Origin of the sequence: Paenibacillus sp. FSL P4-0113, from assembly GCF_038009305.1 — a bacterium.
GTDB lineage: Bacteria > Bacillota > Bacilli > Paenibacillales > Paenibacillaceae > Paenibacillus > Paenibacillus polymyxa_D.
In genome coordinates, this window is sequence record NZ_JBBPAZ010000001.1 from 2,593,411 (window position 1) to 2,616,058 (window position 22,648).

Genomic DNA, 22,648 nt, shown 5'->3' on the forward strand with positions numbered 1-22,648 from the left:
ATCTCTCAGATTGTAGTTGAACAGCGACGTCCAATTTTCAGCGTCTCTCCGTGCCCTAGAACATGAATGCGTTCCTTCGCAATACCCATACGCTCACGCTCCGCTTCGAGACGATCCAGCGCCTCTCTTGGCGTATCATCCGCTAGTTTGAAGGCTCCGTAGTGCATCGGAATCATCTGATCTGCGCCGCAATCTACAAACCCTTGCAATGCCTCCTCCGGTGTCACGTGCTGCGAGGTCATGAACCATTCCGGTTCATACGCGCCAATCGGCATAAAGGTCAGGTCAATGGCAAAGCGCTCGCCAATCTCCTTAAACCCACGAAAATATCCAGTGTCTCCCACAAAATACAACGTCGGTGTATGCTCTGAATCTGTATTCGAATGAGGATGAGATTCCGTGACGGACGTGGCAGAGCCAATCACCTGCTGTTCACTTTGCAGAACGTATCCACCCCAATGCGAAGTGTTCGTATCAAACGGCGTGCGTCGTGTCCAATGCTGGGCTGGAACAAATGTAAATCGTACCCCTCCTACCGTAAAATGCTCCCACCATTGCAGCTCATGACAGTTACGAAAACCTTTGCGGATCATTTTTGCCTTTAACCCTGTGGGTACAAGCATCAGCGTATTTGCACGATATAATTTCCGTAAGGATTCTAAATGTAAATGATCATAGTGTGAATGAGACAGCAGAATGATGTCTAGTGGTGGTACATCCTGGATGCGAATGCCGGGCGGGGCCAACCTTTTATCAAAAGCCATACGCTCTGCCCACACCGGATCGGTGATGATATTCAGCCCAAGATACTGGATGAAAAAGGTGGAATGTCCCACCCAGGTGGCTGTCGCCATCTCCCGATTGCTATGCAGAAACTCCAGCTCCGGGGGATGGTTTGGCACAACGAACGTATAATCCTTTATTTTGCTGCGTCGCTCCTGCCGCCATTGTCTGAATTGCTTGATGGTTTTATCGGTATTTACATGATCCATATTGTTAAAGCGAACTTTGGGCATGATGCAGCTCCCTCCCTGATGAACCCGTTCTCCAAAAAACGCAGCGGTTCAATTTAACTATATATTGTCATTCGAGTGTGAACATAAAATGATGCAACATCCTGATCTATGTAAAGTATAATTCAATCACGTCTGTAAAGGAAATTCTGCGATAATACAGCAAAAACAGACCTCCCGGATCAATCAGGAAGGCCTGTTCCACCTGTTGTTGTCAATCTTGTGGATTTTTAAAGCGTGCCGAATAAATAAACAAAAACACAATCGCCACGACGATAATGATAGGTGACTCATACATAATCGTAAAATGCTCGAAAGCAGCCACTCTAACTCACCCTTTCTTCCCTTCATGTCCGCGCACATATTTTGCATCGAACAGAAACAATCTTAATATCAGGATCAGCGAAGGGATCAGCACCAGCAGACCCGCAACAAACGCCGTAATCAACGCATACGCCATCGTAGAATTTGTAAAGCTGTCGTAGACATTAATGTAGGGATACAGAACATACGGGAGATGCGAGCGGCCGTAGCCATACCAGGCAAATGCAAATTGCAGCATCACCAATATGAACGAAACCCCTAGATGCCGCCGCTGCCATACCAGATAAACTGCTCCCGCAAAGCATATGAAGGATGCGACAAACATCCAGGCTATGTTCAGCATATTGGTAAAATGATCTGGATTTTGTTTGTTAATCTGAAAAAATGCGAGCAGACTCGCAACAATCGTTGGACCGCTCCAAAGCAGTGCATATCCTCGTACGATTTCAAAAGCGACCTTGTCTCCTGCCCTTTTGGCATAATAGGCCAAAAACATCGCCGAGATATACAGTACGCTTACCAACGCCAGAAAAATAACCGCCCACGTGTAGGGATTGCTTAATAGCTGCCCCCATTGCAGGTGCACACCTGTACTGTTCTCCACAATAATGCCGCCTTCCGATATAGCGAGGACCGTCGACAGTGCCGCCGGAATCAGTAACCCTGTCGCACCGTACAACGCCATGTAGACGATATTATTGGTGCCGGAATGCCCATACGTATTGTATGCATAATACACTCCCCGGATGGCGAGAAGTACAATCGCAATACTGCCGGGAACGAGTAACGCCGTACCATAGTAATATGCCGCATCCGGGAAGAACCCGTTTAATCCCACCACAAAAAAGATGAGAAATACGTTTGTTACCTCCCACACCGGGGATAGATACCGTTGAATAATATTGTGGATTTTGTTCTGGTGGCCTGTTAACACACTGTAAAAGCTGAAAAACCCTGCACCAAAATCAATAGATGCTATAAGCAAATATCCGAACAAGAACGTCCACAAAATGGCGATGCCTACAATTTCATAGCTCACTTACCATCAGCCCCTTCCAGGCCGAGCTGTCTTATCTCTTCCACCGCATCCTTATTGCGAAATAGCTTGCTGAGTACCTTAATGGCCGAGAAGCACAACACCAGATACAAAATAACAAACAACACCAGCATCCACCCAACACTCGTAGAAGTGGTTGCTGCTTCGGACACCTTCATATATCCGCGTAAAATCCACGGCTGTCTACCGACCTCCGCGAACATCCATCCGAGCTCAATAGCTACCATCGCCATCGGCCCCACCAGAATGAGCGCCAACAGCAGCCATCTGGGGTATGGTTTGCGACCTGGCAAACGCTTGCGGATCAGATACAACAGCGGAATGACGAGAATCAGCACCCCTGTGGTGATTTTGAGGTCAAACATATAATGGATAGACAGGGGCGGACGCTCATCTACGGGATAATCATTTAATCCCTTGACCTCCGTACTGGGCAGGTTCCCGGCCAACACACTAAGTGCATAAGGCACTTTCAGGGCATATTTGATTTCACCGTTCTTATCCATGTATCCGCCATATACGAAGGGCGCGTGCGTCATCGTATCAAAATGCCATTCGGCGGCGGCCAGCTTCTCCGGCTGATATTTGGCCAGAAATTTACCGGATGCATCTCCAATCATCACTGTACTGATGGCAAACACAATGGTACAGGTGGCAGTGAGCTTCAGCGCCTTTTTAAAATAAGCGTGATTACGTCCCCGCAGCATACTGTAAGCAGCCAGTCCCATCAGCACCCCAGCGCTCAATGTATACGAGGAAGCCAGTACATGAGAAACTTTGGTCGGCGTAGCCGGATTTAGCATGGCCTCGATGGGATGAATATTTGTCATGACTCCATTTTTGAGTGTAAAGCCTTGAGGTTGGTTCATGAACGAGTTCACAGTCGTAATAAAAACCGCTGATGCAGATGAGGCAATCGCTACCGGGATGAGCAGCATCAGGTGAAAATATTTGCTTTTAAACCGATCCCAAGTATACAAATAGATGCCCAGGAATATAGCTTCGATGAAAAAAGCAAACGTCTCCAAAAACAGAGGCAGTGCAATCGCTTGTCCAGCCACCCGCATAAAGGTGGGCCAAAGCAAGCTGAGCTGCAAACCAATGGCGGTACCTGTAACGACACCCACGGCAACGGTAATGACAAACCCTCGCGCCCACCGTCGGGCCAGCAGGGTATAATGCGGATCACCAGTTCGCAGCCCGCGCCATTCTGCTAGTGCAATCATTAAGGGTACGCCGACGCCGATAGATGCAAATACGATATGAACAAACAGGGTAATTCCGGTCAGCATCCGGCTTAGTAATACAGGGTCCAGTGAAGACAAATGGGTTTCACTCCTTCATTTCACATTTTAAACATCGCGGATCACTCTGGATTACCAACTAAGGAGTCAAGCGAGCTATGCTTTTAATTACGGCATATAGCATAATGGCCGCAATTACTATACATACAATAATGAGCGTTCTTTCCTGCTTGCGGAACATAGGAACGCCTCCTTCACTTATCTATTGGCGCATTTTGGTAACCTATTCACAGTTTGGTTCATTCTGTCGAGTTTTAACCCTGCTTCTGCATTGAATGTAGCAGTATTTCTTTTTAGATATTGTTTTATGCATTTCAATACGCTATATTGATATATAGTTAGATAACCTAATTATATGAAAAGAGTGAATGTATGCCACCAAAACAAAGTATGCGGGACACCGTCCAGCAACCTCTTCCCCGTCTGGGTCCAGAACCTTATCTGGAGCTAATGGATCAAACTGCTCTTGCAGAAACGAATCGACAACTCGCCCGTATTGGTCTCTTCTTGCTATGGACGGGTGATAATACGCTCGACGCAATAGATTTGGATCTAGCTGCTTATGGCCTGACAGAGAGTAAGCTAGATTTATTGTTGCTGTTGACACTACACCAATCCCAGGCTCAGATGAGCCCTTCAATGATTGCCGACCGTCTGGGAATTCGTCGTGCATCTGTTACATCTCTCCTAGACTGGACAGAGCAACGAGGCTGGATTATCAGAGAACATAATTCCTCAGATCGACGCAAAATTCATGTGCGCATTACAGAAGGGGGATCTCATCTTGTACAGCAAGTGCTTCCTGTATTTTGGTCTTCCTGTGCTTCTCTAGCGAGTATTTTGGAGCCTGAGGAGCAGGTCGTTTTTTCGCGGATTATAGAAAAAATCCATCATCATATGGAAAACAGATTGGGGGTGGGCAGATAAATTTTTTTTAAACATATAATTAGGTTACCTAATATATTTAATTTCGTGTATTACCAAGCCACTTATTTTATGATCAAGGAGTGTTCAATTGATGAGTAAATTACGAACCAATCATACCGTTATACAGAAAGAAAATGTGGCTCTCCCTTATGCATGGATGACTGTAATCCTATGCTGGTCAGCGGTTGCCGTTATGTCCAGCCTGTATGTGACGATCCCTTTGGTCCCTCTTTTTGCTAAAGTGTTTGGAAAAACGCTTGCCGAAGCAGCCCTACCGGGCAGTATCTTTTCCTTAGGCTTTGCGGCGGGATGTCTTGTTTATGGTGGATTGTCTAACCGCTTTGGACGAAAGCAGGTTATCGTCATCGGACTGCTCGCATTAACGATTATTTCGTTATCCATCAGCTTAACCAGTCAATATTCTGTATTAGTTACACTGCGCTTGCTTCAAGGTTTGGCTGCAGCCACCTTTTCCCCCGTTGCTCTCGCATACGCCGTCGATATGTTTCCGGCCGAAAAACGGGTAACAGCTATCGGCTTTATCAGCACCGGTTTTCTAGTAGCGGGTATTGCTGGTCAGGTATTTAGTATTGTCATTAGCGAACAAATGGGGTGGAATACGGTATTTCGGATGCTAGGCATTTTGTATGCAATTACCTTCCTAATCGTCCTTTTTTTCCTACCTAAAACCCCCTCCCCTCAACGAGATGTTCGCATTTGGGCAGCTTTCAGTCAGTTGGAGACCGTTCTGCGCTCGTATCCTTTATGGTTAAGCTACACGGTTGCTTTTGTTCTCCTGATGTCCTTTGTGAGCATGTATACGGTTTTGGGTAACTATCTTGGCGGCCCTGAATTTGGCCTGAATAGCCGACAGATGCTTTATGTCAGAACCGCTGGTATCATCGGCATGCTCCTTTCACCATTCGCAGGAAAGCTAGCCCAGAAATACGGTGTGCACCTTATATTACGTACAGCTCTTATTCTTTCCATTCTGAGTTTGGCGCTGATGGGAATGACACACTCTCTTATGACTATCGTGGTGTTGAGTGTATGCTTTGTCAGCGGCATTGCCCTGAGTGTTCCTTCACTCATAGCAATCGTCGGCCAGCTCGGCGGTGCAGCGAGAGCTATAGCTGTCTCACTATATACCTTCATCCTGTTTGCCGGTACAAGTCTAGCTCCTATGCTCTCCATTCGTTTGATGGGGAATGGCGGCAATCAGATGACTACATTTATGCTGCTGGCGGCAGTTCTGTCTGTGGGATTTATCGCTCCCTGCTCATTCGCAGCCACCAGAACGATCCGCTGAGGCGGAATGCATAAACAGCATCAAACTATAAACCGAATAAAGATACCTATAGTGCCACTGCGCATTCGGATGCTACTTCCCATCGCCACCGCCCCCGGATTTCTAGAATAAGGCCTATGATTAGGGTAAAAATCCGGGGACCAAAGCGACCGCTACGCTTGTACAGCACCATTCCGCCTACTCCGTTTTCATGTTAATTTTCCGAGTTCGGCTTATATAGCATCCTGTTTTTATTAAAAAACCTCCATATTCATCAGACATGTTTACCTGAATTAGTGTGAGATATGTCATTGTGTTTTCCTCGGAAACGCCAACTTCTCTTTGGAGAGATTCGCAGAATGAGTTACAATACAGATAAGATATATATGGAGAACTTTTGAACAGGAGGCTGTACTGAGCTATGAAAATAACATCTATCGAGCCAACTCCCAGTCCGAACACCATGATGCTGCATCTGGATGAGCGACTGGAAGCGGGTATCCGCAGAACATATACACGGGACAATGAGCGTTCCGCTCCCCCATTTATCCGGCGCATGTTGGGCATTGAAGGGGTCAAAAGCGTGTTTCACACAACCGACTTCGTAGCCCTTGACCGCAAAGGGAATGCAGATTGGTCCACCATTCTGGGTCAAGTCCGGGATCAGCTAGGCGAGGAAGGCGCTGACGCCAATTGGGATTTGCCAGAGGAAACCTCTGGAGAAGCATTTGGCGAAGCACAGGTCTTTGTGCAATTTTTTCGCGGCATTCCTATGCAAATCCGAGTCAAGGCAGGGCAGCAGGAGGAACGAATTTCCTTGTCCGACCGATTCGTGCAGGCCGTTACCCGTGTAGCGAGTGCAACGCTGATTAAGGAACGCAAGCTGAGTGATTACGGCGTCCGCTATGGTGAACTGCCGGACATTGCACGTGAGGTTGAGCAGGAACTGGAGGCAGCCTTTCCACAAGAGCGGCTGGAGCAGATTATCCAACAAGCGATTGCCCACGGTGCAAACAACAGCGAATTCGTGGAGGAACGCCGCGAGTGGAGTGATGCCGAGCTGGAGCAGGCCCTGCAGCACGGGGATTGGCGCACACGCTACGCTGCGCTGGATCGGCTGGAACCGACGCCCGAGCATTTGCCGCTTATCCGGCAAGCGCTGCATGACGATAAAATGCAGCTGCGGCGGCTGGGCGTGGTCTATCTGGGCGATATTCGCTCTCCGGAAGCGATGGAACTGCTAGCCGAGGCGCTGCGCGATCCTTCAGCGGCAGTACGCCGCACCGCAGGCGACACGTTGTCGGACATCGGCGATCCGGTCGCTACCAGTGCAATGATCGGAGCCCTGTCGGATAGCAGCAAGTTGGTACGCTGGCGGGCGGCACGTTTTTTATACGAGGTGGGAACCGAGGATGCGCGTGATGCGTTGGAGAAGGCGGTCGATGATCCCGAATTCGAGGTCAGTCTACAGGCTAAAATGGCGCTGGAACGCATCGAATCAGGCGAACAAGCCGCGGGCACAGTTTGGCAGCAGATGGCCAAGCGGAACTCTTAATTTAAGATTCTACGAGTGATTTTCAAAAAATTGTCGATTGTCAGAAGATGTACAGGTACGATATACTGTAATTCGCTATACAATAAAATATCATGTCATACACCTCATCAACCCTGTTTTATGATGAGGTAGAGGTCGCGGATGTAATCGGTACACCGGAGGAGACGATAAGAGCCGTCTGAGATTCCAGTGGAAAGGTACACCCGCCGAAGTATGCGGAGCTGACTCTTTGTAAATACTCCGAATGCTGGGGCTGCTAACCGAAAGGAGCAGAACTGTCACACGCTGTCCTAACACAGACACGTGTGTTGAGCTATCTTGTTATAGAAGAAGGTATGGTGCGGAATGCATAGACAAAACCGCAGGCGTATTCCCTGCGGTTTTTTGATTTATATACTCCCCCTCCTTCTAGCTCTTGCCCTGACATGAAATACAATTTCATGAAGGAGTGTTTGAACGTGCAACACAGAGCAACATCTGACGGAACCTTGCGTAAAAGTCTCAAAGCCCGCCATATGACGATGATCGCCCTCGGCGGTTCTATCGGAACAGGTCTGTTCCTCGCCAGTGGAGGCGCAGTTGCCGAAGCTGGACCCGGTGGTGCCCTGCTGGCTTATGCAGCAGTTGGCCTCATGGTCTACTTCCTTATGACCAGCCTCGGTGAGTTGGCTACATTTATGCCTGAATCCGGCTCTTTTAACACCTATGCAGGTCGCTTCGTCGATCCGGCTTTTGGTTTCGCCATGGGCTGGAACTTCTGGTACAACTGGGCGGTGACGATTGCTGCCGAATTGGCAGCAGCGACCGTGCTGATCAAATACTGGTTCCCGGAAAGTCACTCTGCCTGGTGGAGTCTGTTATTCCTGGCCGTAATCTTCGCACTGAACGCGTTGACCGTCAAAGGCTACGGTGAGTCTGAATACTGGTTCGCCATGATTAAAATTGTGACTGTGGTCATCTTTTTGACTGTAGGTGTGCTGATGATCTTCGGCATTATGGGTGGTCCTGCGGTCGGCTTTGCCAACTTCACGGTAGGAGACGCCCCGTTCCATGGTGGATTCTTTGCTGTACTGGGTGTATTCATGGCAGCGGGCTTTTCCTTTCAGGGAACGGAGCTGATTGGGGTAGCCGCAGGAGAGAGCGAAAATCCGCGTGAAAATGTGCCGCGCGCCATCCGTCAAATCTTTTGGCGCATCCTGTTCTTTTATATTCTCGCAATTCTCGTGATTGGATTGATCATTCCGTACACCAATCCGAATCTGCTGCGGGGAGATATCAGTGATATCGGGGTCAGCCCGTTCACGCTCGTATTTGAAAAAGCAGGGCTTGCGATTGCTGCCTCTGTTATGAACGCCGTTATTTTGACTTCCGTATTGTCGGCAGGTAACTCGGGTATGTACGCGGCCACTCGGGTACTGTACGCTTTGGCACGAGAAGGTAAAGCCCCGCGTTTCCTCGGACGTATCAATAGACGCGGCATTCCTATGAACGCGCTGCTGATCACGACCGCTGTCGGTATGCTAGCCTTTCTCGCCTCCCTGTATGGAGACGGTGTAGTCTATAACTGGCTGCTGAATGCTTCTGGAATGTGCGGATTTATTACGTGGGTCGGAATTGCAGTCAGCCATTATCGTTTCCGCCGTGCCTTTAATGCACAGGGTCACAGTCTGAGTGAGCTTCCATACAAAGCCCGTTGGTTCCCATTTGGCCCGTTGTTCGCCTTCGCTCTGTGTATCATTGTCATTATCGGGCAAGGGGCGGATGCCTTCACCGGACAGGAGATTGACTGGAAAACGATGATCGCTACGTACATGAGTGTGCCGCTATTCCTTCTGCTGTGGCTCGGCTACAAATGGACCAAACGTACTAAAATCGTGCCATTAAAAGAATGTGATTTGAGCCCGGATGCTTCTTCGGATAAATAATAGAAGACATTAAAAAAAGCCCGTCTCCACATATCAGGGAGAACACGCTGGTAAACCTGGTCCAAGACTGTTTATCCGCATGTTCACCTGTATATGCCCGGAGACGGGCCTTTTCTTTTTCTTTTTCTGTTTATTTGGAAGAAGCAGCTACTTCAGCTGATAAAGACATAGATAAGGCACGACGACTAAAAATACCGTATATGACAGCAATCAGCGTCAACCCTGCTGAAAACAAGTACAAATTAACGATACCCAAATGATCTGCAATCCAGCCCATTAAAAGCAGCGAAATACAAAACGTTAGGCTTGTCAGCGTAGCCTGGGCGGACAGCACCTTAGGCAAATCATGTACAGACACACTCATTTGCATCATCGTACGGCGGGATACGACGGACATTTCCGCAGGTAGTCCCATCAACAGCACGATAAGCAGCGTTAGTGGCGGTAATGTGTTCAGTGCATACCAAGCTGTCAGCAGCCCATAACCTGCCATCCCCGCCAACATGGCGGGCAGCAGTCTGCGCTGCAAATACTTGACGCAGGCGAGGACCACGATACCGCCGCCAATCGCTCCTGCAAAATACGCTGCATTGATGTATCCCCACCATGCCTCACTTTTGTGCAAGACCTGCTGAGCGAAAGCAAGCGTGAACGCGCCTACCCAAACCGAACCCCCTAGAAGGTCAATCATATCCATAAAAATAAGAGCTTTCAGTCTGCGACTGGCTCCGATGAGGCTCCAGCCTTCACGAAGTATTTCCTTTTTACGCTTGGGAGGTAGTGTGGGGCTCTCAGATTCCGGGCCATATAGTGTATCTTCCAACTGTGCAGGAGGCAAGTCATGATGCCCTTGCCCGGGTTCAGTTAGAGCTTCGAAAACTGAGACATCTCCACCTCGCACCCTTGTTCCAGGTTGCAGCAAATAATGAGCTTTGCCCTCTAGTGGATCTCGAATCAGGCTGGTGAAGATCATGGCTATCATATATAATCCGCCAGCAACCAGTAGTGTTTTTTCCGAACCTAGCATGGCTACGAGCACACCACTAAGCCCCCACCCCGCTAATTGCACCGTCTGATCGCTGACCGATACCAGACTGTTTGCCCGCATAAGTCCTTCCCCGGACGCAAGGCGAGGAATCAGCGCATTACGCGCAGGCGTAGTCCATCCGTCCAGAAAGGACATGGCTGCCACCAACGTAAACACAATCACCCATATCGGCTCCGTGCCTGCTGACCACAAGTGGCCCAGCAGAACAGCAAAGAAAGCCAGTTGCCCGAACTGAGAAACGAATAAAATAAAAGGAAGCTGGAATCGGGCCAAAATGAGCGGTGCTAAAAAGCCGCTGATCATCTGTGCCCCCATTCGCAGCAACGGAACGAGCACCGAAGAGAAGATGGAGTCTGTTTCATGAAAAACCAAAGACACAAGTGCCATAATATAAAGAATGTCGGCCGCATTGGACATGGTCTGCGTGCCAAGCAAATAGGTAAAGGAACGCCTGTGCATATAAATAAAATACTCCTTTGTTAATGTAGCTTTTTACAGCAGATGATTAGGTCCATTTCAGGGTTACCCGAAGATTGCCGGTACTTCCAAGGTCCGTAATCTGATAAGAAATGGATTTTAAGCCGAGTTGATATAAGGACTGTAAATCCTCCTTGAGACTTCGCTCTGTTCCCTGATAGGCGAAGGTAAGCGTCGTCCCTCCCTTATTTACAATCTTACGCACCTGTTCCTTGATGTCGGCGGATGATTTAACCAGACCCTTACCATCTTGCAGCGGATATTCGAGGGTATTGTACAGTTTTTGATACACAGCAGCCTTTAATCCTCCGGCAGCTACCAGTGCTGATAAGGTTTCCCGATACGATGTATTCGCCTGAGGATACGGTTTCACCCATGAGTGATCCCGCCGCATTTCGGTATCCGTCAGCAGATAATATGAAGTGCTTACTTCGTTCGCGCGATCTGGGGTTGGATCATCCCATGTCGTATCCATGTGATACCATCGACCATCTAATAAAACAAGATTCCATGCATGCAGCTGTCCCCCTGCTCTACCTTCCACAATCCGATTCGTAATGCCTGCACGTTCCAGCATTTTATAGGCTAGCAGTGAATAACCCTGGCAGACCGTGCTTCCCGTTTTCAGGCCATCGTAGGCTGTGTACTTTTGCTGTGCTTCATCATACTTCAGGCGAACGACGATCCAATCATGGATGGCCTTCACCTTCTCATGATCCGTCATTCCCTTCGTAATAATATCCCCCAGCACCGCTTTAACTGTGCTATCCACATAAGCTGTCTGTTCCTTCGTCTCCCGGTAGCTTAAACGAATCGTAACCTGAGCGGAGGTCGTTGTGCCTGTATAGCTGAATGCGTAGCTTTTGATCGTATAATTCACATACGGATCGCTCTCCATGGCCTGTTGGATGGCCGTCTGTAATTGCTGTTTGAGACCGTTCACTCGCCCTTGATATGTAAAGGTCAGCGTTTCACTCCGCGTAGCCATTGCCTGTAAAAGCTTGTTCTGAAGCTGCTGCGATGATACCGATGGAGCCGGCTTGATCGACGCCGCATACACATTGCTGCCCCACTCCACAGCCTGCGGCAGCAACACAGCCAGCGCTGCACCCGCAACCAGACATTTTACAAGCCTAACCCCGATTTTTCTGTTCATACAGAGCGTTCCTGCCCTTCTTAGCATAGTTATAAACAGCTCTATCTTACCATAAAAACAGTTGCCCCAAGCGCTCTAGTTTTGTCGGTTGCAGACGAGTAATGGGACAGTTAAAAAGACAGGTTGCGACACACATACTCGGCGATATAACAGATGGGAGCAAGGGGCAAACATGTCGTTCGCAGCGAATTTTATCACAGCAATCTAAGTATCCTCATGATATGGTACTGGCATCGGAAGTAAATGATATTGATTCTCATTCTAGATCAGAAAGGCTGAACACCATGCCAGAATGTATTTCACTTCTTCGTACGCCACTAGGTCAGACTGTGCGTTTGCAATCCCTTGACCCTCTTCATCCCTCATTGCGCCGCCGCTTGACAGACATGGGCATCAACGAAGGTTCCATCATACGCTTAAAAAAAATCAGTTTATTGGGCGGCCCGATCGTCATTGAATGCAACGGCCAACTGGTCGGCCTCCGTCAAAATCAAGTGAAACAACTGGAGGTCGTTCCGACATGGACATGATCGCTCTATTTGGCAATCCCAATACAGGAAAAACCTCATTATTCAACAAGCTGACTCGTACGTATGCAGAAGTAGGGAACTGGTCCGGCGTCACCGTGGAAAAGAAAACAGGGCTCCTGCGTGACAAGTCTGCCGTATTGGTGGATTTGCCAGGTGCCTACTCTTTACTCCCTCTTTCGCTGGATGAAGGTGTTGCAACCCGATATTTGCTGGAAGAGCCGCCTGCGGCCCTGATCAATATCGTGGATGCCTCCCAGCTCCAGCGTAATCTGTATCTGACCGTACAACTACTGGAATATGGCCGTCCCCTTGTACTTGGCTTAAACATGACTGACGTAGCTGATGCCACGGGTCTTCGCGTAAACAAGGAATTGTTGGCTGAACAATTGAACGTTCCCATCATTCCTATGGTGGCACGCACAGGTAGTGGAAGTAAGCAAATGCTCGCATCTCTTCGAGAAGTAAGACATGCATCCAATACTTTTCAACTGGATTACGGCCCAGCCGTCGAAGCGGCTATTCATGATATTTGCAACTTACTGCCGAATGCATCTGTACCGCAACTCCGATGGGCCGCACTGCAATGTCTGGAAAACAATCCTGTCGTCATGGAATGGATGACAGATGAGGTGCAGCGTGAACAAGTAACTGCGCGTATTCGCCGTTGCGAAGAAGAGCTGCTCAGTGAAGGCTGTGCCATCACGCCTGCTCAGCATATTCGTTCTGTACGAACAGCATGGATTGCTGATCTGTGTACCAAGGCACTCGACACCTCCAAGCTCAAGCCGCACAGCCTAACGGATAGGCTAGATGCACTATTAACTCACCGGTATCTGGGGATTCCGATCTTTTTGCTGCTGATGTACGCTACCTTCAAGTTCACCTTCGATTGGGCGGGTACGATCCTTTCAGATATGCTGGATGGATTTTTTTCAGGTGCACTCAGCAGTTGGATTTCTGAATTACTCGTTCACTTGAACGCGTCTGCCTTTACGCAAAGTCTAGTCGTGGACGGCATCGTGGCTGGAGTCGGGGGTGTGCTTGTTTTTCTGCCTCAAATTGCTATTTTATTTCTGATTATCTCGGTGATCGAAGACTCCGGGTATATGGCACGGGTCACGATACTCATGGATCGTCTGATGCAAGCCGTGGGCTTGAACGGGAAAAGCTTCATTCCCTTCATCATCGGATTTGGCTGCAATGTCCCTGCGATTATGGCAGCACGCACCATTGAACAGCCCAGAGAGCGTCTCATTACCACGTTGCTGGTGCCCTTTATGTCGTGTTCGGCCCGCCTGCCGGTATATGCGTTGTTTGCGGGTGTGTTTTTCCCAACACATGCGGCAAGCATCATCATGCTGATGTATGTGTTAGGAATCGTCGTTTCACTTATACTTGCCAAAATTTTTTCCAAAGTATCCATTTTGTCGGGTGAGCCCTCCCTCTTCATCGTGGAACTTCCTCCCTATCGAGTGCCGCAGGCTCTTACACTATTCCGCAGCACATGGGAGAAGGTTAAAGGCTTCGTCCGTAAAGCCGGAACCATTATTCTTGCAGGCTCGGTTGGCATCTGGCTCTTGTCCAATTTCGGTCCGCAGGGCTTCGGGGTAGAAATGGATGACAGCCTGCTTGCCACCGTTGGAGGTTGGTTCGCTCCATTACTAGCCCCTCTCGGTTTTGGCACCTGGCAAGCAGGGGCTTCCCTGCTCACAGGCTTTATGGCCAAGGAAGTTGTCGTATCAACGATGAATATTATTTACCACGTTCCTGATATGCAGGGACTTGAACTACAAGTCAGACATGCCTTTACACCGCTTGCCTCTCTTAGCTTTATGGTGTTCATTCTGTTGTATGTTCCGTGTCTGGCTACGGTAGCGGTCATTCGTAAAGAAACCCTTTCGTGGCGTTGGACCGCATTTTCTGTGATCTATCCTTTGGCCGTTGCATATATCATTGCCGTCTTGATCTATCAATGCGGCAGATTATTAGGTTGGGGTTAAAGTCAGGCCCTATAGTAAATAAAAGGAAGTGTATTCCATGATCAATATCATCATTTTATTGGCGATCCTCGGTTATAGTGCGTGGGTGCTGGTACGATTTTTGCGAAAAAGCCGTCAAGGCGCCTGTGCGGGGTGTTCGTCGAGCAAGTCATGTCCGGGTTGTGCAGCCAGCTCTATGCATGAAGATTATGCGAAAATCAAGAAAAGTATTTAATTCCAACTCATCATCACATGAAAAGCGGCTTCGGGGGTTTCTTACACCCGAAGCCGCTTCTTATTTACGCTTAAAGCTCACCGTATTCAGCGATACACTGCCAAATGCTCATTTAGCTCTCGCGTGTGCAAGTAAACTTCACGATACAGCTCGTATAGACCTTCATACTGTGCCACACGGTCCGGGTTCGGCGAATATCTCGCTGCTTCATGCAGAAATGCTTCAGCACACGCTTGCAGAGATTCAAACCAGCCACTACCATAAGCAGCCAGCATGGCCGCCCCCAAGGCAGGTCCCTGCTCGCTTTCCAGCTTGATGATATCCGCGTTAAAAATATCTGCCTGCATTTGCAGCCATGCCTCATTACGCGCACCGCCGCCGATGGAAATCACTTCATTCACCGTTTTGCCCGTCCCTCTAAGAATATCTATAGATTCCTTGAGCGAAAACGTTATTCCTTCCAGTACCGCTCGTGTAAAATGCGCAAGCTTATGTCCCGCATCCATCCCGATAAAGCTGCCTCGAATGGTTGCATCCGGATGAGGTGTACGTTCGCCAACGATATAAGGCGTGAACAGCAGCCCTTGGCTGCCCGGCTCAATAGAATTCACATCTGCCAATAGTGCATCAAAAGAATGCTCTGGTGCAAAGGTATCCTTAAACCAAGTCAAGCTGTATCCGGCCGCGAGCGTAACCCCCATAATATAATAAGCATCCTGCTCACTATGATTAAAAAAATGCGCCCGCCCCTGCACATCAATATCCTTGCGTTCCTCATAAGAAAGTACAACCCCTGAGGTGCCGATGCTGCATAGGGTGCGGCCTTCACTCAAAATGCCGGCACCAATCGCGCCACATGCGTTGTCCGCACCACCTGCAAAGACCTTCGTTTCAGGCGAAAGCCCGATCTGCTTCGCAATCTCCGGCAAGAGCGTACCCGTCTGATCAAAGGATTCCACCAGCGGCGGGAACAGCGACAACGGTAGATCAAACGCGGCAGCGATCTCTTCGCTCCACTGCTTGTTCGCAATATCCAGCAGCAGCGTGCCCGCCGCATCCGAATACTCCGTCGCCAGCTCTCCTGTCAGACAGTAGCGCACATAATCCTTGGGTAGCATAAAATGTGCCGCACGGGCCAGCACGTCTGGCTCATGCTCCTGCACCCACAGCAGCTTGGGCAGCGTGAAGCCTTCCAGCGCGCGATTACGTGCGATATTCAGCAGGTCCGACCCGAGCTGTTCTTCAATACGACGGCATTGTGCTGTCGTACGCGTGTCATTCCACAGAATAGCCGGACGAAGCACTTGGCCTTCCTTGTCAGTCAGCACAAGCCCGTGCATCTGTCCCGAAAAGCTAATACCGTCTACGGCATCTGTGCCGCCGATTCCGGCCTTCTCCACAAGCTGTTTCAGTGATGCTAACGTGCCACTGACCCAGTCCTCAGGATGCTGTTCGCTATATCCTGCCTTCGGCTGATGGAGTGGATAAGACTGGGAGGTTTCATAAGCCACCTGACCCTTGAGGTTAACCAGCACCGTTTTGACCGCGCTGGTACCCAAATCTACGCCGATGACATAGCGTTCCTGCTCCTGATTTAGCTTCTCCTGCATCGGAGTTCCTCCTTCCCTGTTATCGTGTATTCCTTATTTTATATATGCTTAGTCAGCCAAAATGTATTGATTTAATGTTGCTTTCAGATATTCCTGGCGACCGGATACGTTTTTACGTGGTGTTTCGTTCGCCAGAGCATATTCAGCCAGAGAAGCAAGCGTTGCTTTTCCGGATACGATGTCTGCTCCAATACCTTCTTTAAAGCTGCTGTAGCGCTTCTCAATAAAGTCCTCAAACACACGATCCTCGATCAGTTTGGCAGCTACCTTCAGCCCCTTCGCATACGTATCCATACCTGCGATGTGCGCGAGGAACAAGTCTTCTGGCTCAAACGATGCTCTGCGTACCTTGGCATCAAAGTTGATACCACCACGGCCCAAGCCTTCATTTTGCAGCACTTCATACATCGTCAGGGTCGCATCATACAGATCAACCGGGAATTCGTCCGTATCCCAGCCCAGCAGCAAATCTCCCTGGTTTGCATCCAGTGATCCCAGCATGCCGTTAATCCGTGCTACACGCACTTCATGATCAAAAGTATGACCCGCCAAGGTGGCATGATTAGCTTCCAGATTAAGCTTGAAATGTTGATCCAGATCATATTTTTGCAGGAAAGCAATCGTCGTCGCAGCATCAAAATCATACTGATGCTTCGTTGGCTCCTTCGGTTTTGGCTCAATCAGGAACTGAGCGTCAAAGCCAATTTCACGCGCATAGTCTACGGCCATATGGAACATACGTCCCAAATTGTCCTGCTCCAGCTTCAAATCCGTGTTCAGCAGTGTTTCGTAGCCTTCACGGCCTCCCCAGAAAACATAGTTATCTGCGCCCAGACGTTTGCCCACTTCCAGTCCTTTTTTAATCTGAGCAGCTGCGTGTGCGTATACATCTGCATTGCAAGTCGAGGCAGCACCATGCAAATAACGTGGATGGCTAAACATGTTCGCCGTGTTCCACAGCAGTTTTTTCCCCGTAGCTTTCATATGGTCCTCAATCAGATCCACGATGGTATCCAGATTGCTGTAAAATTCCTTCAATGACGCGCCTTCCGGTGCAATATCCACATCGTGGAAAGCGAAATAAGGTAAATTCAGCTTATCCAGCAGTTCAAAGGCAGCTTCCACACGTGCCTTCGCCAAATCCAGCCCGGTAAACTTGGACCATGGACGTTCCGCTGTTTCTACACCAAAAGGATCGGAGCCGCCTGCAACCAGTGTATGCCAGTAGGCCATGCTAAAACGTAAATGCTCCTCCATCGTTTTTCCCGCTACAATTTCCTGTGGATTATAAAATTTGAACGCAAAAGGATTGTCGGATTGCTTGCCCTCAAAGTTAATTTTAGATACCTGTTCGAAATAAGCCATTATAAGTTCCTCCTTTATAGTAAACGTTTACAAAAACGATTCTAGCACAGCCAAAAGACTTTGTCTATTGCTTAAACTAAGTTTGTTTTTATGATATAATATCAGGAATTACACCAACAGGAAGTGAATGAACCATGAATGTCACTGGCGATCAGGCGCTTGTCAAAAAGCTGAATAAATCCATTGTGCTGGAGCGTATTCGCCTTCATGCTCCGCTATCCCGGGCACAGTTATCCAGTCAAACTGGATTAAACAAGGCAACCGTTTCCAATCTGGTGGCAGAGCTCATTACCGATGGATTGGTGTATGAGACAGGATTAGGAGAATCCAGCGGTGGGCGTAAGCCTTTAATGCTGCTGTTCAATAGCCGTGCAGGCTTTGTACTCGGTATTGAGGTCAGCGTACAGTACATCAAGGGCGCTCTGACCGATCTGGCAGGTACCATTGAAACGGAGCTTACCTTTTCTCTAACCCAGCATGATCCCGCCTTTGTTATGGAACAGATTCGAAAGCTCGTTCAGGAGCTTATGCAGGTCACTCCTCCCTCCCCTCATGGTATTGTCGGCATTGGACTGGGGGTACCGGGTATGGTGGATGAGACCGGAACCGTGCTGTTCGCACCCAATCTGGGCTGGGAAGGGGTTCCGCTGCGGCAGCAGCTTGAGGCTGAGCTAGGTCTGCCCGTCGTAGTAGATAACGAAGCCAACGTCGGCGCGCAGGGCGAGTTGTACTATGGTATGGACGGCGATCACCGACAGCTGGTGCGGGATCTGGTCTACATCAGTGCAGGGTCTGGAATCGGGGCCGGGATTATCATTGACGGCAAACCGTATCAAGGAGCTTGGGGGTACGCCGGAGAGACGGGTCATATGACCATTGATTGGAACGGACGGCTCTGCTCCTGTGGTAGTCGCGGCTGCTGGGAGCTGTATGCTTCAGAGAAGGCGTATGCATCATCCACATTGAAACTGCCTGCACATAATACAGCGGAATTACTGCCGTTTGCTCAGCAAGGTGAAGCGAGTACATTAAGCGTCCTTGAAGATATTGGACGATATTTGGGTGTGGGTATTACCAGCATTGTGAACAGCCTTAACCCCGGGATGCTTATCATTGGCGGTCCACTGGCGGAAGCCAGACCTTGGTTGGAGCAAAGTATGCGTGAAGTGATTGACGAACGTGCCTTGCCCTATCACCGTCGGCAACTACAGATTCGTTTCTCCACGCTTGGCAGCCGTTCGACGATGCTAGGCGCCGCCTATGCAGCAACCGCTCCTTTTCTCGGGCGTGTACGCGTGTCCTTATAAGTAAAAAGGCCCCCATTGCAGTATGTAGCTGCGATAGGAGCCTTTTCTTAACCATATAACGATCATAGGACCGTCGTCTGCTGTTAGGTTGGATTAAGCGTTCAACACTTTTTCAAACTTGGTTTTGTTCATACCGGAAATACGTTCTTCCCCGATCAAAGTCAATGGAACGGCACGAATGCCCATATCCCAAACCTCTTGAGCAAAAGCTTCATTGGTTTCAATGTTGCGTTCTTCGTACTCCACGCCTTTTTCACTCAAGTAGCTTTTTACTTGACGGCAATGCGGGCAGTTTGTAGATGTGTATACGATTGCTTTTTCCATGAATATCACCTCATCATTTATTTTGTTACATCATATTTATTCAAACTTGCGTGGATCATTACAGGGCCAGTGCGCTGTGCTCCAGGCTTTCGATGTATTTCTCGCTGTCCATAGCAGCCATGCAGCCACTACCTGCTGCGGTAATTGCTTGTCTGTAGCGTGTATCCTGTACGTCGCCACAAGCGAATACGCCAGGCACGTTTGTTTCGGAAGTACCCGGATTTACGACGATATAACCGTTCGCATCCGTTGTAATTTGTCCTTCGAGGAAGCCCGTATTCGGATGATGACCAATCGCCACGAATACGCCGCTAACCGTAATAACTTCCTCTTCACCTGTTGCATTATTCAGCACTTTCAAGCCAGTGACTCCGTTCTCGTCCGCAATCACTTCTACAGGAGTACGATTAAGCGCCCATTCAATTTTGTTGTTCGCACGAGCACGATCCTGCATAATTTTGGAGGCGCGCATTTCTTCACGACGATGCACCAACGTTACTTTAGAGGCAAAACGAGTCAGGAAATTGGCTTCTTCCAGTGCAGAGTCTCCGCCGCCGATGACAACAATTTCTTTGCCACGGAAAAAGAAGCCGTCGCATGTTGCGCAAGTGCTTACGCCACGTCCGATATTATCCTGTTCACCGGGAATACCCAGGTACTTGGCAGTCGCTCCTGTGGAAATAATCAGCGTATCAGTAACCAGTTCACCCAAACCCTCTACATCCAAAGTAAATGGACGAGCAGTTGTGTCTACTTTGTTTACCCAGCCTGTGCGGAATTCAGCGCCAAAACGCTCCGCTTGCTTACGCATATTATCCATCAAATCGGGTCCCATGATTCCTTCCGGAAAACCTGGGAAATTTTCAACTTCCGTAGTCGTAGTTAATTGTCCGCCTGGCTGTGGTCCTTCGATCACCAGTGGGCTCATGTTAGCGCGTGCCAGATAAATTGCAGCGGTCAAACCGGCAGGGCCGGTACCTATAATAATGGACTTGTACATATCTTGGTTCCTCCTAAAATATCATAAGTATTATATAACGAGTTTTCGGAACCGGGCGCTGGGCAACTGCATATACTCTAAAAGTAATTCCGCCAGAAGCTTATCCCAAAATGTGGACACCCGGATATTACAAAAACGAATCACTTGTTTTGTAGCTTTTTATGACTTAGACTGATTCTAAATCCTAATTTCATTATGCGGAAATAGCTGTAAACAGTCAAATGAAGTTTTCATGAAGCGAAGCTTAAAGATAAATCAGGTATGGAGGGATTATCCCGATTATGAATGACGTTTTTGTAGGTAGCTTTATTTCTGCCCTGTCCACTGGACTCGGCGCCGTGCCCATACTGTTTATGCGTAATATCACGCATCGGCTTCGCGATGTTCTGTTGGCTTATGCCGCAGGAATTATGACCTCTGCCTCCGTGTATAACCTCATTCCCGAAGCGATCCAGCATTCCAATTGGTTCGTGCTGACTGCGGGAATTCTGCTCGGCTGCCTCGTATTACTGGTGATGGAGATGTACATTCCCCATGCGGATTTGGAGGACCCAGATTCCAAGACCTTTCAACTGGAATCCAAATCTTTTCTCATCATCGCAGCTATTACATTGCACAATTTACCGGAAGGACTCTCTGTTGGGGTCAGCTATGCGAGTGAGACTCACAATCTCGGCAATCTGATCGCCTTCTCTATCGGCCTGCAAAATGCCCCGGAAGGCTTTATCGTAGCGTTGTTCCTTGTGAATCAAAACATCGGCCGTTTCAAGGCCTTGGGCATTGCTACCCTCACCGGAGCTGTGGAAATCATTACGAGTCTGATCGGCTTTTATTTGAGTAGCTGGGTGAACGGACTGGTACCTTACGGCCTTGCTTTTGCCGCCGGAGCCATGATGTTTATCGTCTACAAGGAACTGATTCCCGAGAGTCACGGGGATGGCAACCAGCGGATCGCCACATTCTCTTTTATTCTCGGCTTAATTACGATGATTGGGCTAACCGAATGGCTATAGCCGAGCAACACAAAAAGGCTGCTTATCTGCCTGTAATCCAGACAGATAAGCAGCCTTTTTGGCATGTTAATATGGAGATACGTCATTTTTTTTGGTTCATGGAGCGCAGTGCTTCACGGTACTGCTCGTCCTCACTTTTGTAAGTCTCCTTCTCTCCATTGGATATTGGAGAACGTCTTTCCTTTTCTTCGTCCTTTTTGGTAAAACCACGTAAAGCCGCACGATAATCCTGATCTCCGTAAGCATCTTTAATATTCTCGCGATCTTTTTCCACCTTCTTATCCGTCTGGATATCAGGCACCTTGTGTTGTTCCTCCGCATGATGCTCTTCGACATCGATATCCTTAGGAGGCGTCTCTTGCGCAGGATCTATCCATTCACGCGCCTCGGGTTCCACCTGTACAGGATAAGGACGTTTGCTTCTTTGCCGTGAGTCCTCTTCGGTAGAGCGAGTCTTGGAAGAGGACTTGCGCGTCATCTTCGTATTAAATACCAGCAAAAAAATAAAGGCAACCGCAGCTACTACGATAAAAGCAATGGTCATCGGTAGCCTCCTATTCTCTTTCAGCGCTACGGTACCGTCCCGCTATTTCAGCGACCCGTTTGCCCAAAGAGCGGCCTAGTGCAAGATCATCACCCGTTGGAAGATTAGGTGGTCCATTGGGGTCAGTCTCCACCGGACATGTTATCCCTACGCCGTAATAGGAGCCGTATAATGCATTTTCCGTAATATTGGCGGGCAGTCCTACAATAATCATGCCTTGATGAAGCATTGGAGTAATCAAATTCAGAAGTGTGGATTCCAATCCACCATGAACGGTAGCGGTTGTGCAAAACACAGCGCCGATTTTGTCCACCAGCTTGCCCTGCGCCCACAGATACCCCAGCTTATCAATCCAGCTTTTCAGACCGCTGCTGATCGTACCAAAATGCCCCGGACAACCCCATAGGATCGCATCCACACTCACTAGCTCATTCACATCGGCCTCATTTACATGCTTTAACAACACTTCCGTGTGCTCAAGGTGTGCTCCTTCTGCAATTGAGCGTGCGAGACGTTCGGTATGCCCATTTTCACTGTCATATACAATCATGATTCTGGTCGTCGTCATTATGCGCATCATCCTTTGTCAGCAAAATCATCCTTTTCGCATGCGCTCTTAACCTTGCCCAAAATCCATCTGAATATTATGAATCGTTTGACGCATACT

At 48.8% G+C, this 22,648-nt stretch carries 21 protein-coding genes and 1 riboswitch; of the genes, 9 read left to right on the forward strand and 12 right to left on the reverse strand.

What is annotated here, in order from left to right:
- Positions 1 to 5: 5 nt before the first annotated feature.
- From MKX46_RS11100 to MKX46_RS11110, 4 genes are all read right to left on the reverse strand, one after another.
- Entirely contained in the window at positions 6 to 1,016 is a 1,011-nt protein-coding gene (locus MKX46_RS11100) for an MBL fold metallo-hydrolase (RefSeq protein WP_029519196.1), read from the reverse strand.
- A 211-nt stretch (positions 1,017 to 1,227) separates the two neighbouring features.
- A complete protein-coding gene (gene cydS / locus MKX46_RS25580) occupies positions 1,228 to 1,338 on the reverse strand; it encodes a cytochrome bd oxidase small subunit CydS (RefSeq protein WP_007432143.1) in 111 nt (36 codons plus the stop codon).
- A gap of 6 nt (positions 1,339 to 1,344) precedes the next feature.
- Positions 1,345 to 2,376 (reverse strand): cytochrome d ubiquinol oxidase subunit II, encoded by a 1,032-nt coding sequence (locus MKX46_RS11105; protein WP_029519198.1) that lies wholly within the window; start codon positions 2,374 to 2,376, stop codon positions 1,345 to 1,347.
- Positions 2,373 to 3,719 (reverse strand): cytochrome ubiquinol oxidase subunit I, encoded by a 1,347-nt coding sequence (locus tag MKX46_RS11110; protein WP_069012158.1) that lies wholly within the window; start codon positions 3,717 to 3,719, stop codon positions 2,373 to 2,375. The genes MKX46_RS11105 and MKX46_RS11110 overlap by 4 nt, the downstream gene beginning before the upstream one ends.
- Positions 3,720 to 4,070: 351 nt before the next feature.
- On the opposite strand from MKX46_RS11110, the gene MKX46_RS11115 reads away from it, so the two are divergent.
- The 4 genes from MKX46_RS11115 to MKX46_RS11130 all read left to right on the forward strand — a co-directional run bounded on the left by MKX46_RS11115 (position 4,071) and on the right by MKX46_RS11130 (position 9,393).
- On the forward strand, positions 4,071 to 4,625 hold the full coding sequence (locus tag MKX46_RS11115; RefSeq protein WP_029519201.1) for a MarR family winged helix-turn-helix transcriptional regulator: 555 nt from the start codon (positions 4,071 to 4,073) through the stop codon (positions 4,623 to 4,625).
- Positions 4,626 to 4,716: 91 nt separating this feature from the next.
- Positions 4,717 to 5,934: an MFS transporter gene (locus MKX46_RS11120; protein WP_341071239.1), complete on the forward strand. Its 1,218-nt coding sequence runs from the start codon at positions 4,717 to 4,719 to the stop codon at positions 5,932 to 5,934.
- Between the two features lie 400 nt (positions 5,935 to 6,334).
- Positions 6,335 to 7,468 (forward strand): virulence factor, encoded by a 1,134-nt coding sequence (locus MKX46_RS11125; RefSeq protein WP_340933177.1) that lies wholly within the window; start codon positions 6,335 to 6,337, stop codon positions 7,466 to 7,468.
- Between the two features lie 121 nt (positions 7,469 to 7,589).
- Positions 7,590 to 7,792: riboswitch (Lysine riboswitch) on the forward strand.
- A 134-nt stretch (positions 7,793 to 7,926) separates the two neighbouring features.
- Positions 7,927 to 9,393 carry an amino acid permease gene (locus MKX46_RS11130; protein ID WP_029519205.1) on the forward strand — a complete coding sequence of 489 codons (1,467 nt, stop codon included), beginning with the start codon at positions 7,927 to 7,929 and terminating at the stop codon, positions 9,391 to 9,393.
- Positions 9,394 to 9,523: 130 nt separating this feature from the next.
- Here MKX46_RS11130 and MKX46_RS11135 read toward each other — a convergent pair whose 3' ends face one another.
- Entirely contained in the window at positions 9,524 to 10,900 is a 1,377-nt protein-coding gene (locus MKX46_RS11135) for an MFS transporter (RefSeq protein WP_029519207.1), read from the reverse strand.
- A 46-nt stretch (positions 10,901 to 10,946) separates the two neighbouring features.
- Positions 10,947 to 12,074, reverse strand: coding sequence for a transglutaminase domain-containing protein (locus MKX46_RS11140; protein ID WP_069012161.1), 1,128 nt, complete (start codon positions 12,072 to 12,074; stop codon positions 10,947 to 10,949).
- Positions 12,075 to 12,358: 284 nt separating this feature from the next.
- Between MKX46_RS11140 and MKX46_RS11145 the strand changes: the two genes are divergently transcribed.
- From MKX46_RS11145 to MKX46_RS11155, 3 genes are read left to right on the forward strand one after another with little or no spacing between them, the layout of a single operon-like run.
- Complete coding sequence (locus MKX46_RS11145; protein WP_029519210.1) at positions 12,359 to 12,604, forward strand: FeoA family protein; 246 nt, start codon at positions 12,359 to 12,361, stop codon at positions 12,602 to 12,604.
- A complete protein-coding gene (feoB, locus tag MKX46_RS11150) occupies positions 12,595 to 14,604 on the forward strand; it encodes a ferrous iron transport protein B (protein WP_340956851.1) in 2,010 nt (669 codons plus the stop codon). The genes MKX46_RS11145 and feoB overlap by 10 nt, the downstream gene beginning before the upstream one ends.
- A 37-nt stretch (positions 14,605 to 14,641) precedes the next feature.
- Positions 14,642 to 14,818: a FeoB-associated Cys-rich membrane protein gene (locus MKX46_RS11155; RefSeq protein WP_080658679.1), complete on the forward strand. Its 177-nt coding sequence runs from the start codon at positions 14,642 to 14,644 to the stop codon at positions 14,816 to 14,818.
- A gap of 86 nt (positions 14,819 to 14,904) precedes the next feature.
- Here MKX46_RS11155 and xylB read toward each other — a convergent pair whose 3' ends face one another.
- Together xylB and xylA are read right to left on the reverse strand one after the other, a co-directional pair.
- Entirely contained in the window at positions 14,905 to 16,428 is a 1,524-nt protein-coding gene (gene xylB / locus MKX46_RS11160; RefSeq protein ID WP_029519213.1) for a xylulokinase, read from the reverse strand.
- Between the two features lie 48 nt (positions 16,429 to 16,476).
- Complete coding sequence (gene xylA, locus MKX46_RS11165) at positions 16,477 to 17,793, reverse strand: xylose isomerase (RefSeq protein WP_039273722.1); 1,317 nt, start codon at positions 17,791 to 17,793, stop codon at positions 16,477 to 16,479.
- Between the two features lie 134 nt (positions 17,794 to 17,927).
- Here xylA and MKX46_RS11170 point away from each other — a divergent pair, with 134 nt between their 5' ends.
- Positions 17,928 to 19,100, forward strand: coding sequence for an ROK family transcriptional regulator (locus MKX46_RS11170; protein ID WP_165149440.1), 1,173 nt, complete (start codon positions 17,928 to 17,930; stop codon positions 19,098 to 19,100).
- A 93-nt stretch (positions 19,101 to 19,193) separates the two neighbouring features.
- Here MKX46_RS11170 and MKX46_RS11175 read toward each other — a convergent pair whose 3' ends face one another.
- Entirely contained in the window at positions 19,194 to 19,424 is a 231-nt protein-coding gene (locus tag MKX46_RS11175) for a glutaredoxin family protein (RefSeq protein WP_007432162.1), read from the reverse strand.
- Between the two features lie 58 nt (positions 19,425 to 19,482).
- Positions 19,483 to 20,424, reverse strand: a complete 942-nt coding sequence (trxB, locus tag MKX46_RS11180) for a thioredoxin-disulfide reductase (protein ID WP_013311969.1) — start codon at positions 20,422 to 20,424, stop codon at positions 19,483 to 19,485.
- 281 nt (positions 20,425 to 20,705) lie between these two features.
- Here trxB and MKX46_RS11185 point away from each other — a divergent pair, with 281 nt between their 5' ends.
- Positions 20,706 to 21,437 carry a ZIP family metal transporter gene (locus tag MKX46_RS11185; protein ID WP_013311970.1) on the forward strand — a complete coding sequence of 244 codons (732 nt, stop codon included), beginning with the start codon at positions 20,706 to 20,708 and terminating at the stop codon, positions 21,435 to 21,437.
- A gap of 82 nt (positions 21,438 to 21,519) precedes the next feature.
- Here MKX46_RS11185 and MKX46_RS11190 read toward each other — a convergent pair whose 3' ends face one another.
- A complete protein-coding gene (locus tag MKX46_RS11190; RefSeq protein WP_165149442.1) occupies positions 21,520 to 21,981 on the reverse strand; it encodes a hypothetical protein in 462 nt (153 codons plus the stop codon).
- A gap of 10 nt (positions 21,982 to 21,991) precedes the next feature.
- Positions 21,992 to 22,549 (reverse strand): NAD(P)H-dependent oxidoreductase, encoded by a 558-nt coding sequence (locus MKX46_RS11195; protein ID WP_165149444.1) that lies wholly within the window; start codon positions 22,547 to 22,549, stop codon positions 21,992 to 21,994.
- Between the last annotated feature and the right edge of the window lie 99 nt (positions 22,550 to 22,648).

Excerpts from the sequence above, each read along its gene's own strand:
- MKX46_RS11185 (WP_013311970.1), top strand. The coding sequence starts at position 20,706 with ATGAATGACGTTTTTGTAGGTAGCTTTATTTCTGCCCTGTCCACTGGA.
- MKX46_RS11120 (WP_341071239.1), top strand. The coding sequence starts at position 4,717 with ATGAGTAAATTACGAACCAATCATACCGTTATACAGAAAGAAAATGTG.
- MKX46_RS11170 (WP_165149440.1), top strand. The coding sequence starts at position 17,928 with ATGAATGTCACTGGCGATCAGGCGCTTGTCAAAAAGCTGAATAAATCC.
- feoB (WP_340956851.1), top strand. The coding sequence starts at position 12,595 with ATGGACATGATCGCTCTATTTGGCAATCCCAATACAGGAAAAACCTCA.
- MKX46_RS11190 (WP_165149442.1), bottom strand. The coding sequence starts at position 21,981 with ATGACCATTGCTTTTATCGTAGTAGCTGCGGTTGCCTTTATTTTTTTG.
- MKX46_RS11155 (WP_080658679.1), top strand. The coding sequence starts at position 14,642 with ATGATCAATATCATCATTTTATTGGCGATCCTCGGTTATAGTGCGTGG.
- MKX46_RS11135 (WP_029519207.1), bottom strand. The coding sequence starts at position 10,900 with ATGCACAGGCGTTCCTTTACCTATTTGCTTGGCACGCAGACCATGTCC.
- MKX46_RS11140 (WP_069012161.1), bottom strand. The coding sequence starts at position 12,074 with ATGAACAGAAAAATCGGGGTTAGGCTTGTAAAATGTCTGGTTGCGGGT.
- MKX46_RS11115 (WP_029519201.1), top strand. The coding sequence starts at position 4,071 with ATGCCACCAAAACAAAGTATGCGGGACACCGTCCAGCAACCTCTTCCC.
- MKX46_RS11195 (WP_165149444.1), bottom strand. The coding sequence starts at position 22,549 with ATGACGACGACCAGAATCATGATTGTATATGACAGTGAAAATGGGCAT.
- xylB (WP_029519213.1), bottom strand. The coding sequence starts at position 16,428 with ATGCAGGAGAAGCTAAATCAGGAGCAGGAACGCTATGTCATCGGCGTA.
- MKX46_RS11125 (WP_340933177.1), top strand. The coding sequence starts at position 6,335 with ATGAAAATAACATCTATCGAGCCAACTCCCAGTCCGAACACCATGATG.
- MKX46_RS11100 (WP_029519196.1), bottom strand. The coding sequence starts at position 1,016 with ATGCCCAAAGTTCGCTTTAACAATATGGATCATGTAAATACCGATAAA.
- MKX46_RS11175 (WP_007432162.1), bottom strand. The coding sequence starts at position 19,424 with ATGGAAAAAGCAATCGTATACACATCTACAAACTGCCCGCATTGCCGT.
- trxB (WP_013311969.1), bottom strand. The coding sequence starts at position 20,424 with ATGTACAAGTCCATTATTATAGGTACCGGCCCTGCCGGTTTGACCGCT.
- xylA (WP_039273722.1), bottom strand. The coding sequence starts at position 17,793 with ATGGCTTATTTCGAACAGGTATCTAAAATTAACTTTGAGGGCAAGCAA.
- MKX46_RS11145 (WP_029519210.1), top strand. The coding sequence starts at position 12,359 with ATGCCAGAATGTATTTCACTTCTTCGTACGCCACTAGGTCAGACTGTG.